Here is a 12,674-nt window from a genome sequence, read left to right as displayed (position 1 = left end):
ATTTATTCTAGTTTATTGCGATTTTAATTATTATATTCGCAAATATTTCTTTTTCCGCAAAGGTTTGTTAACTTTTTGTTGGCTTTTTGGTGGTTTTTGTTTATTATTTGCCTTAGTTACTGTTAATCTTATGTAACTAAAATAATTAAATAATGATTACTACTATAAAGTAGTGACACCAGGGAGAATCAAATGTTAAACAATCAAGTAGCTAAAGCAGTGCGTGTCGCACTTGCATTTGGTGCAGCTTCAACAGCTGTATTTTCAGGTAATACAATGGCAGCCGAAGGCGCCGATAAAGTAGAAAGAATTGAAGTAACTGGTTCACGTATCAAAAGAACTGATATGGAAGGTGCGAATCCAGTACAAATATTAACACGCGATGACCTAATTGCTTCAGGTATTGGTAACGTAGGTGACATTCTTCAAGAAATTCCTTCAGTTGCTGGTGCGGGTACTAATGCTTCTGTTAATAATGGTGGCTCAGGCGCGGTGCGTGTATCTTTACGCGGTTTGGGTTCTTCAAGAACGCTAGTATTATTAAATGGCCGTAGAATGGTTGCGTCGGGTAGCGGTGCAAACTCTTCTGTAGATTTAAGTACAATCCCTACAGCAATTATCAAGCGAGTTGAAATTCTAAAAGACGGTGCTTCTGCAATTTACGGTTCAGATGCTATTGGCGGTGTAGTTAACGTTATTACACGTAATGATTTTGAAGGTTTTGAAGCTACAGCAAGTTACGATGCTTCGACACATGGCGGTGATGGCGAAACTAAAAGCTACGATTTTACTGTAGGTTTAGCAAGCGATAAAGGCAGCGTGGTAGCTAGTGCATATTACGTTCAGCAGGGTTCTCAGTCTTCTGGTGATAGAGATTGGTCTAAATTTTCTTTAGACATGGATCATACAGGTGAGCTTTCTAAAGGTGGTTCTTCAGCTCCACCATGGGGTCGTTACAACGGTATTGATGGTTCAGTAGCTGGTGAAGATTGTTCTTCTTTTACTCACGGTGCAGCTAATGGTCCTGGTCAATCAGATCCAAGCGATTTTTCTAATCCAACTGGTTATGATTGTTGGGATTGGGATAAAGATACTTACAACTTTGCGCCTGTAAACTTTCACTTAACTCCGGCTGAGCGATATGGCGTATTTGTTCAGAGTAACTATGAGTTTTCTGATCATGTTCGTTTCTTTTCAGAAGTTAGTTTAAACCGCCGTATTTCAGATACTAAGCTTGCTCCATTACCTCTAGCACCACTTGCGTTCTTTGGTGTGACAAATGCAAATTATTCTGCAGATAACTACTATAACCAACAATTTGGTCCTAAAGACAGAAATGGTGACTCAGTTGAGATTTCTGATTGGCGCCGTCGTATGGTTGAAACTGGCGGTCGAGATACTCAATTTCGCGTAGATACAGTTCGCGCAGTAGTTGGTTTTGAAGGCGATATCAATGACGATTGGGGTTATGAAGTTTCATACATCTTTGGTTCAAGTGATTCTACAACTAAACGAGCTGGTGGCGTAAACTTTGAAAAAGTTTCACAAGCCGTAGGTCCTTCATTCCAAGACGTTGACGGTAGCATTGTATGTGGAACTGTAGATGATCCTATCGCTGGTTGTACATCATTAAATGTATTTGGTATCCCAGGAACTGATACTCAAGTTACTCAAGAAATGTTAGATTTTATTTCGTTTGAAGCTCACGATTTTGGTTCAAACGAACAGCAAATTATTAGTGGTAGTGTGTTTGGTAGTGCATTTGAATTACCAGCAGGTAGTTTAGGTATGGCATTTGGTCTAGAGCATCGTGAAGAGAAAGGTGGTGATTTCCCTGATGCACTAATAGCATTAGGAATTACATCTGGATCTAGCCGTCAAGAAACATCAGGCAGCTACACTGTAGATGAGGCTTATGCTGAGTTTAATGTACCGCTATTATATGACGCACCTTTTGCAAAAGTGTTAGAGCTAGATTTAGCAATTCGTTATTCTGATTATGATACTTTTGGCGATACTACAAACCATAAAGTAGGAATTAAATGGTCTCCTATGGACGGCCTTATGTTCCGAGGAACATCATCTACTGCATTTAGAGCACCTTCAACTTCTGATTTATTCTCTGGCGCATCAGATAATAGCCCTGAAGTTTCGGACCCGTGTGCTACTAACCCTACATCATTCTGTATAGCTGACGGCGTACCAGCAGCTGGTTTTGAACCTATTGGCGACCAATTATCTTCTACTCTTGGTGGTAACCCAGAGTTGCAACCAGAAGAAGCTGATATATTTACAGTTGGTGTAGTTTATAGCCCTGAGTTTGTTGATGGTTTATCTTTCACAATCGATTACTGGGATATCGAGCTGGAAAATGCAATTAGCTCTGTAGGCGAGCAGTTAATTTTAAACAAGTGTGCTGAAAGCGGTACATACTGTGATCAAATAACTCGTTATACATCAGGTATTTTAGCTGGTAACTCAAGTGACATTGATAACAGAAACATAAATGTTGGTGGTGTAGAGTCATCTGGTTACGACTTTAATGTTGCTTATACAACTGATACGTCAATTGGTTCATTATCAGCAAGCTTAGATGCAACTTACTATGACGACTATACAATAACTCAAGCCGACGGTTCAACACTTCAAAATGCTGGCTACTACCGCCGAAATAGTGGTGATGGTAACTTCCCTGAGTGGAAAACTAACTTCAATGTATCGTTAGCTCAAGAGAATTGGTCTGCAACTTATGCATTGCGTTACATTGGTGAAGTTGAAGAAAACTTTACAAATATTGACCCTGATGATTTAGCTGATGTTAACTCTTCATTTAGAACTGAAGCCGTTAATATCAGTGGTACTCTTGATTCTTATGATGTTATTAGAACCGTTGACTCACAAGTAATACACAATGTTCGCTTTAGTTACTTCCTTGATAACTACACAGCTACTGTTGGTATTAATAACGTATTTGATGAAGATCCTCCGTATGCAGCAACAGGGTTTAACGATAATACAGACCCTCGTACTTACAATACAACTGGTCGTCATATATTCTTGACTCTTAACGCTAAGTTCTAGAGTTCAGAAAAACAATAATAAAGCGCTAATATTTATAATATTAGCGCTTTTACTTTAAGGGAATAAAATGAAAAAGCTAATCGTAATAATCATTTCAAGTTTACTATTTCTATCTGGTTGTAGTTCACTGAGTGAAGACTCTCTAAGCAGTAATGAAAATATGGTATGCGAAAAAATAGCGGTGACAGGTAGTAATATTAAAAAGCGTACATGCATGTCAAAAGAGTTGGCAGAAGAAAGACGCAAAAAAAACCAAGAGGCAATGAGAGAAATTAACAAAAGAGGAAATATTTACCAAGATAGGAACTAATTTTACTACTAAGTTTAATTGCAATACTTTAACTTATGTTTGAAATCTTGATGTGTTAGTACTAATAATAATACGGACAGGTTATCTATATTAAGTAAACTATTTGCTATTAAACTTACCCCTCCTCCAGGCTACATTATTTCATTGAATTTCGACTATCTGCCAAACCTTGTCAACGTGGTAACTTTGTATTTAGTTGGTGTTTTCTCGTATTTCAATAACGTATGTTTTACAAAAATATTATATGTTATTTATCTCTTCGTGAAATTAAGTGGTTGATTTTAATGGAAGTAAGTGTTTTAAGTGTTTGTCGTGATTTATAATTCATAGCTTATTTATTCTGAGTAACCATAAACTTTAGTTGTTCTATTTCTAGCGATAATCATTGTAGAGGCTCCCGGCAAAAGTATCTGTAAATATGAATATAGAGGGTATCCCGCATTACACTTAATAGGGGGCAACTCTTCTTAAGTACATCCAATATTAACAGTTAAGGCCGTATCAAATACATGTAGCTTATCTGATAATTTTGGATGTTTTAACTTTGATTTACCGGTTAATGTGATACTCAAGTGAATGTTATCAAATTAGTAAATAAAGAGATGATTTCAATATCATTAGAACAAGCCTTAAGAAGTAATATTGGCCAGTTAATAACCAAATGTTCAAGCACTACCTTCACAATTGAGTTCATAATTTCCTCTCATTAAACAAACACTCATCAGTCGATGCTCTTTTCGAGTATAAAAATGATAATGAACATTTTTTACGACATATCAAAGAAAGTTTATTTATGATTTGCAGCTGGCTAGCTCAATAAATCAGGTTAAACACGATGTAGGCCAAATTACAAAATAATATAACCAAACTTATAATCTGACATGTGTACCCAATAGTTCTAAACTGAATTTTTCAAACAAATTAAATGCAGGCAGTAGTAGGTATTTACATAAAAGCCACACAGGTAGCTTGGTTATAATCTGCTTATCCTAAAAAGATCAGGATAAAATTTAAGTGACTACTTCAAAAGGTTTTTTCCACATATCTAAGTTAAAAAACATAAAATTTACAACTCAGATTGCAAAATAAGGAAGGAGTAAGTAATTATGTATGTTTACACATTAATTGGGTCCATTCCTATAATAAATTTTACAAGCATACTATAAGTCATATACTCGAAAAGACTAAAGTAATCGCATATATATCTTATTGTTAAGGTATAAAAGTGAGGTTATCTAATTGATAGTAAGGTTGTTTTTTATTTCACCTTAAATAAAAGAGACACTTTTTTAAACCTGCAGCTTTAGATATTTCTACTAAATATGAATGTTTTTATATATTTTAGTGATGCTTTGTTACAAATCTTTACAAACATTCAAGTTGTTGTTATTAAAGTATTTTATTTTAAGGTGATATAAGCTTTAAATATACACATATTACTTTTTCAATAAAATCAGCTGCTTACTGTTGATTTTATTGTAATGGTGAAAGATACATTTGTTATTTTTACTGGTTTAAAGTTAATAATGTGTTGACCTCTTTGTTTCTCTAGTACTATCATCCGTCACACAATAAAGTCCTACTGTACCTTCATATAGGCATTTTTAGTCTTATTAAGTGGCTTTATTGCGCATTAATTTTAAAAATTAAGCATAAATAATAAAATAGTATTCTAGGGAGAATCAAATGTTAAACAATAAAATTTCAAAGGCAGTTCGCTTAGCGATTGCTTTTGGTACAGCATCAACGGCTGTTTTCGCTGCAAATTCAATTGCGGCAGAAGAAGGCGTTGAAAAAGTAGAACGTATAGAGGTTACAGGCTCGCGTATTAAGCGTTTTTCAGAGGTTTCACCTACTCCTGTAACTACAATTACTGGCGAAGAGCTATCTAATGCCGGCATCACAAACATATCAGATTTGTTACAAAAGCTGCCTTCATCTGGCGTAGGCTCTGCACCTACAACAACTACTAACACTATTTTTGGTGCGGGTATAAATACTACAGATCTTCGTCAGCTTGGAGAAGGTCGTACTTTAGTACTTGTAAACGGTCGTCGATACGTAGGTGCTTCTGTAGATAATCCTGCGGTAGATTTAAACGGCATTCCGACTGAAATGATTGAACGTATGGATATTGTTCATGGCGGCGCGTCAGCAGTTTACGGTTCAGATGCAATTGCGGGTGTAGTTAATATTATTTTGAAAAAGTCTCAAGATACTATGGACTTCAACTACAAAAAATCTATTACAGAACAAAGTGGTGGTGAAGAAGAGTCTTTTTCATTCACATTTGGTGGTGAAAGCGACAAAATAAGTTTTATTACGAGCTTATCTTACTCAGAAACAGAACAGCTTGAAGCTCAAGACCGTGACTTTCTTCGTAACCCAGTTTCTGGGATGTTAAACCCTGATAATGTTTCTGACACAGATGGAATTCCACAGAATATTTTAGCTACAGGTGAGTTTGCCGGTTTGCAAACACTAGGCTATTACGATCGCGCAGGTGATGCATTCTTACCTGATGGCCATGTTGTATTTGGTGATAATGGTGAGTTTAGTCCCGTTATAGTTGGTGGTGTAACAAGACCTGCGCCGAATAATCAACTTAGATATTTTGGTGACGGCTTCTCTAATGGTTACAAATTTATTGAACATCAAGATCTTGCAACACCACTTAATCGTTTTAATGTTTTTACAAACATTGTAAATAATTATGCTGACGATCATTCAATGAATTTTGAAGTTTCTTTCTCAAAAGCTAGTGCTTATGCAGAAAGTAGCCCAATTTTCCTTGCTGAATCGATTCGTTCAGATAATGCATTTTTAGACCCAGCTGCTAAAGCACAATTAGATGAAGCTGGTAGAGATTCAGTTACAATTTATAAGCTCGCTTCGGGTTTTGGTAATCGTACCTATGAAGATGATCGTACAACACTTAATACAACTCTTTCTTTCCAAGGGTTACTACTAGAAGAGTTCGATTACGAAGTATATTTTAGTTACGGTCGCAATAAAAACGACACTACATGGAACGGTGAATTCCTTACTGAGAACTTTAACAAGGCTATTGACGCGGTAGAAATTGACGGAGCAATTCGTTGTGCAGACCGTGATTCAGATGGTTCTTTAGTTGGTGCGTTAGATGGTTGTCAGGCATTGAGCCTGTTCGGTCTTAATGGTGCATCTCAAGAAGCTTTAGATTACGTTACTACCTCAGCATCAATTTCTAAAGTTAAACAGCAGCAAGTTATTGGTGGTGTTATTTCTGGTTATGCTTTTGATATGCCTGCCGGTGGTGTTTCTTTTGCTTTAAGTGCTGAGCATCGTAAAGAAACTGGTTCTAATGAACCTGGTGCAGCAATGCAGAATAATCTAGTGTTTGGTAACTTTGTAAAAGCATGGGATGGTGAATTTACAGTTGATGAAATTGGTGTTGAAATGTCAGTTCCATTATTAGTGGATGCACCATTTGTTGATTCATTAAGCCTTGAGTTAGCCGCTCGTTACATGGATTACTCTTCAGTGGGCGATAATGTAGCTTGGAAGGTAGGCTTTAACTATGCAATGAACGATGAACTTCGTTTCCGTGGTACAAAGTCTAAGTCGGTTCGTGCTCCATCATTATCTCAACTTTATTCTGCTGGTACTCAGTCATTCGCGTCTTATGGCGATCCATGTGACCAAACTAATATATCTACAGCGAGTGATAGCAAAAAAGCAAACTTAATTGCTAACTGTCAAGCTGCAGGTATTCCAAACCCAGGTACTACAGTTGGAGATTGGAGACCATCTGATGATTGGCGTAGTGTTACTCCACCAAGTGTGAATTCAGGTAATGCAAACCTTCAAGAAGAAACGTCTGACGATACATTATTTGGTGTAATTTATACCCCAACTGAAAATATCACGTTAATTGCAGATTATTGGAGTTTTGACGTTGAAGATGCAATTAACTCTTTAGGTGCACAGCGTGTAATTGATGATTGTTACGAAGCGTCTAGTTTAGATAATAGTGCTTGTGACTTAGTTGACCGTGATCCTACGACTCTTGATATTTCTGAGGTTCGTAATGGACCATATAACTTAGCATCTTACTCTCTTAAAGGTGTTGATTTAGAAGGTACATACAAGTATGAAACGAGCTACGGTTCATTTAACTTCCGTTTACTAGCAAGTTACCTTGAGCATAGAGAGTTTAATACAGATGTTTCTAGCGAAGGCTATGAACCAACACCTACAGTTGGTGAAGTAAGATACCCTCGTTGGCAGGGTAACCTAACGGTAGGCTATACTTACGATGATTTATACGTAGGTATGATTGGTAAATACCGTCATTCAACAGTATTAGACAGAGAGTGGACTGCTGAAAATAACAACTATAATGATGTTCCTTCTTATACAGAATGGTCAATAAATGGTCGTTATACTGTTAGCGAAATGCTTGAAGTAAGATTAGGTGTTTCAAACTTATTTGATATTACACCTCCTAGAAACCCTGGCACATACGATGAAGGTGAGTATTACGACGTATACGGCAGACGTTTCAACTTAGGACTAAACTTACGTTTCTAATATCTTTAGTAAATAAGTTTATAAACGAAAGTGTTTAATATTAAAGCCTACTGAAATTTCAGTAGGCTTTTTTTATATTTTACTTGCCCTAATATGTGTTTATACCAACCGGCTTATATATGGGGTTTATTTAACGATAAGTAAATTTCGCTATAACTAGGCAAAAATTTTTTATATCTAGTTGATATTACGTTTCTTTAGACTGGAAATTGTTGGATTTACTTAGCGGTTCTTCAGAAGTTTAAAAACATAATGGATATCAACAAAAGATTATCTTTCATTACTTAAGCTGAAAATGTGGTGATTGGATATATTATTTGGTAGTACAGCCCTCAACCTTGATCATATCTGATATGCCAATTACTGTATTGATAGAGTGATTACGTGCTTCAAAGCTACGTTAACAACGTCTTCGTATCCTTTAAAAGCCTATTCTAAATTTATTATATTCTAATCTAATGAATAGGGTGGTGCTTTAATATCTTTGAGTATTAAAGCTATCAGCAGCATCACATTACATCACGCATAACAGCAGCTCTTTCATTTTTTCGTTTCAGTATTAAGCTTGCGTCACTCGAATAGCGTCTTTATCTATATAAGGAGTTATTAACACTCCTACCTCGCCGACTTTCTGAAATACAGACTAAGCATTTATACATATTTAATAGTAATTACTATAAAAAGTGACTCAGCTATTTTAGTTAGCCTGCCATCGGTGTGCGATTTTTGAAATCAATGAAAATATAGCTTATGGATTCTTTCTTTTTTAGAAAGGCCAAGTAGTACTTTTTCAGATAGTTGAATAGCTATTGTTGTCTCAATCATTTTTGTTAATTTTATGTAGGTAATTTATTTTTTTGCATGCTTTTACACCTACATAATTCGCCACAATAAGGAAGTAAGTAACTTGTTTGAGGCGAGACTTAGATATGATTTCTTCAGTAAATAGCACTTATTCTAAATCAAGTTTTTGCAATAATGCAATAATGCAATAATGCAGAAAGAGCATTGTGTTTGTTTTTTGTTACTTTAAGGCTTTGTAAATAAAGGGTTTTATTTGGTTAGCCAAGTGTTGACCTTTTGCATAACTTGGGACTACTATTCAAATCGAAACAGGTACTGTGATTAATTACAGACCGTTTTGAAAACAAAATAATTAAAATAGAATTCTAGGGAGAACCATATGTTAAATAATAAAATTTCAAAGGCAGTTCGCTTAGCTATCGCTTTTAGTGCGGTATCCACCGCTGCTTTTTCTGCAAGCTCTATGGCAGCAGAAAAAGAAAAAGTTGAGCGTATAGAAGTAACTGGGTCTCGCATTAAGCAAGTTGATATGGAAACATCATCACCAGTAACTGTTATTACCGCTGCAGATCTACAATTATCAGGTGAAGCATCAGTTGCTGATGTTTTAAATAATACTTCTGTAAATAGCTTTGGTTCATGGCGTGGTATGTCTGGCTACGGTAACGGCGCAGCAGCAACAAGTAATATTAACATGCGTGGCCTTGGGGCTGAGTACACATTAGTGCTACTTGACGGTCGCCGTATGCCTGGTACAAGTTCGTCTTCAGGCGCTGCCGCAGATACTTCTCGTATTCCAATGGCAATAGTAGAAAGAATTGAGATTCTTCGTGAAGGTGCTTCTGCTGTATATGGCTCAGATGCTGTTGCAGGTGTAATTAACATTATTACAAAAAAAGACTTTAACGGTTTAAGTTTTTCATATGATACCGAGCTACCTAGTGCTGAAGGTGGTGATACAAATCGTTTTAACGTAAGTACAGGTTACTCTGGTGAGAAGGGTAATATTACATTAACTTATGAATATTATGATGCTGAATCAGTATACGATAGAGATATTTGGAAATTAAATGATGAGACTTATGCTGATTATTCGTCATTTAGCTCAGTTCCAAATGGTAATGGTGCTAGTGGTTGGGTTACAAGCCCTACTATGTGTGCAGAATCAAATAACACGGTTGATGGTGGCACTCGCTGTTTATATAACTATGGTGCAGTAACTAAGTTATTTGGTGATACTACTCAGAACTCAATGCTTTCAAATTTCAATTATGAATTCACTGATAACTTAAAGTTCCGCGGTCGCGCAAGTGCATCACTTTCTGAAACTGATTCTCGCTATGCAGGTACACCTGTATCTACAAACCAACCAACTATGTTGGCTGATAATCCTTTAAACCCTGTAGGCGAAGATTTAACTCTATACATGCGTTCAGCTAACATTGGTGAGCGAGATACTCGTACTGAAATTAATAGTATTGATTTCTTAGGTGGTTTAGTCGGCTTTGTAGATGTTGCAAATGGTATTGACTGGGAATTTAATGTACAACACAGCCGTTCTACAACTAACTCATTCAATACAAACCTGATAAATGATGATGTTGTTCAGAAATTAATTGATAGCGGCGAATATGATATCTTTAATACATCAGGAATGAGCTTTGCTAACTGGGATAGCAGCATGAAAGACTTGTATGGGCAAGCTGCTCACACAGGTGTGTATCAAGCTCGTTTTACAAGTACTCAATTTGATACGGTAGCATCTACATTATTGTTTGATAATGGTGATGTTTCGATTGCTGGCGTAGTTGGTGCTGAATTTGAGCAAGTAGAATTTGAACAAATGAGTGACCCTCAATCGGCTTCAGGTCGAGTGTCAGGTGGCTCAGGTGGTGACGATGTTAATGCAGAACGTGATAGAACATCTGTATATTCAGAGCTTCAAGTAAACCTACCATACAATGTTGATATTAAAGCAGCTGTTCGATACGACAAGTACGAGCAAGAAGGTGACGTTGGTTCACAATTTGTATCAGGAACATTCGATAATGTTGCCCCTCAAATTGGTGTTGCATGGCGTCCTTCTGATGCGCTATTAGTGCGAGCTAGCTGGGGTGAATCGTTCCGTGCACCTAACATGGGCGAAATGTTCTCTAGTCAGGCACTAAGCTTCGAAAAAGCTTACGATACAATTTGGTGTGATACGCAAGGCAATGCAGGTTCTGATGCTATTTACTGTAACCCAAATGCTTCACAGCAACATAAAACTTGGTTTGGTGGTAATCCAGATCTTGAGCCAGAAGAAGGTGAATCATTTACAACAGGTTTTGTTTGGAATGTAACAGATGACTTATCTGTAGAGCTTTCTTACTATAATATTAAGTTAGAAAACAGAATTGCAGCAGTAAGTGTTGAACGTCTATTAAAAGACGAGCAAGACAATGGTTCTAACCCTGCAGTAGTTCGCGATCCAAATACAGGTCGTATTGATGTAATGTACAGCTTTGACCAAAATATGGCGAGTTTAGAAACATCAGGTTTTGATTTTAAAACAGCTTACATGTTTGAATCTAGCATTGGTAACTTCGCTCTTAAAGGTGAGTTAAGTTATGTAAGTGACTTTGAAGAAGTAACAGAAGAGGGTGCTGACGCATTCGATTACGCTGGTTTACAAGAGTACCCAGAGCTTCGTGGTAATGTTACCTTTGATTGGACAAATGATGCATTTGGTGCAGCATGGACTACATACTACATAGGCGACCAAGACTCAGGTAATGAAGAGTATGGTGTAACATATTTAGCTGATATTCCAAGCTATATTAAACACAATATCCAAGTATCATATAACCATGAATGGAATGGTAAGTTTGTACTAGGTGTGAACAATGTGTTTGATAAAGAAGCACCACAGCTAAACGATGGCACTAGAGGTTATCGCGATGCTTCAACATCATTATATGATGTTTTAGGCCGAGCTGTATTTTTAAAAGTTGAACAAAACTTCTAAAAATCGTTTATAGATTATGTTTCGTCTTTAATACGTTGACGATTATAAAAAAAGGTCAGTTGCTTATGCTTCTGACCTTTTTACATTTGGTTTTCTATTTTATCTTTTAAAATTTTAATTATGGTTTGTATGTACTTACTGGCCCACTTTATTTTTAAGTTTGTTACCTTGTGATTTTCCGATTATATTCACCTGACACGAAAAATAGATAATGTGGTTTTTTAATAGAGTCGAAGTAATGATATTTGCAAATTACATATAAGTTCATAGCTGCTTTATTGTACTGAAAGCTGGCATTTATTATTCAACGGATTAGTAGTGTTTTTATCGACTATATATTTTATAAAATGAAGTTCCCTTATACATCGACAATTTATATTAAATTACTCCCAATTTAATAAGGTAGGACTAATAGCGTATATTTAACAGAGGGATTATTTAGTTTATATCTTGTAATAGTCATTCCTGAAAAATACCCTTATACTTAAAATGAATATTTAAACAAATCCAATCACACAATTTAGCGAGATATAAATGAAAGAAGTCCGATCTTTTATTAAAACAGCATCATTAACGGATCTTGAAAAAGCCCAACAGCTTATCAATGATGCAATTTCAAAATATACCCAGCAGCAAAAAGCGAAACAGGAAGTTTTGGATCTTTTAAAAGAAAAAGGACTTACGCTAGAAGATTTACAAGATGGAGCATCAGACAAACGTACTAAAGTTAAGCCTAAGTACCGCATGGAACTTAATGGTGAGACTATTGAATGGACAGGCCGTGGCCGTCGTCCTAAAGCGTTTGAAGGTGTTGAGCTTGAGAAATTTTTAGCCTAAAGCTAAATATAAGAGAAGCTTCGGCTTCTCTTTTTTGTTTCCCCCTCAATAAAATATAATTAA

At 36.3% G+C, this 12,674-nt stretch carries 5 protein-coding genes; all 5 read left to right on the top strand.

The window, feature by feature from the left end; genetic code table 11:
* Positions 1-192 precede the first annotated feature (192 nt).
* The 5 genes from I6F43_RS12890 to I6F43_RS12870 all read left to right on the top strand — a co-directional run bounded on the left by I6F43_RS12890 (position 193) and on the right by I6F43_RS12870 (position 12,611).
* Positions 193-3,081 carry a TonB-dependent receptor plug domain-containing protein gene (locus I6F43_RS12890; protein ID WP_197102662.1) on the top strand — a complete coding sequence of 963 codons (2,889 nt, stop codon included), beginning with the start codon at positions 193-195 and terminating at the stop codon, positions 3,079-3,081.
* Between the two features lie 67 nt (positions 3,082-3,148).
* Positions 3,149-3,391, top strand: coding sequence for a hypothetical protein (locus I6F43_RS12885; RefSeq protein ID WP_024593662.1), 243 nt, complete (start codon positions 3,149-3,151; stop codon positions 3,389-3,391).
* A gap of 1,686 nt (positions 3,392-5,077) precedes the next feature.
* Complete coding sequence (locus I6F43_RS12880; RefSeq protein WP_024590778.1) at positions 5,078-7,963, top strand: TonB-dependent receptor plug domain-containing protein; 2,886 nt, start codon at positions 5,078-5,080, stop codon at positions 7,961-7,963.
* Positions 7,964-9,146: 1,183 nt separating this feature from the next.
* On the top strand, positions 9,147-11,774 hold the full coding sequence (locus I6F43_RS12875; protein ID WP_076924415.1) for a TonB-dependent receptor: 2,628 nt from the start codon (positions 9,147-9,149) through the stop codon (positions 11,772-11,774).
* Between the two features lie 534 nt (positions 11,775-12,308).
* Positions 12,309-12,611, top strand: coding sequence for an H-NS histone family protein (locus I6F43_RS12870; RefSeq protein ID WP_007586043.1), 303 nt, complete (start codon positions 12,309-12,311; stop codon positions 12,609-12,611).
* The last annotated feature ends 63 nt before the right edge of the window (positions 12,612-12,674 follow it).

Origin of the sequence: Pseudoalteromonas sp. NZS71_1, from assembly GCF_015864305.1 — a bacterium.
In the GTDB taxonomy this organism is placed as follows: Bacteria; Pseudomonadota; Gammaproteobacteria; order Enterobacterales; family Alteromonadaceae; genus Pseudoalteromonas; species Pseudoalteromonas arctica.
The sequence above is the reverse complement of the archived record's forward strand: the minus strand, read 5'-3'. Positions and strand labels throughout refer to the sequence as shown.

Bases quoted from the DNA above. Each gene is read 5' to 3' on its own strand.
- I6F43_RS12890 (WP_197102662.1), top strand. From the start codon at position 193: ATGTTAAACAATCAAGTAGCTAAAGCAGTGCGTGTCGCACTTGCATTT.
- I6F43_RS12885 (WP_024593662.1), top strand. From the start codon at position 3,149: ATGAAAAAGCTAATCGTAATAATCATTTCAAGTTTACTATTTCTATCT.
- I6F43_RS12880 (WP_024590778.1), top strand. From the start codon at position 5,078: ATGTTAAACAATAAAATTTCAAAGGCAGTTCGCTTAGCGATTGCTTTT.
- I6F43_RS12875 (WP_076924415.1), top strand. From the start codon at position 9,147: ATGTTAAATAATAAAATTTCAAAGGCAGTTCGCTTAGCTATCGCTTTT.
- I6F43_RS12870 (WP_007586043.1), top strand. From the start codon at position 12,309: ATGAAAGAAGTCCGATCTTTTATTAAAACAGCATCATTAACGGATCTT.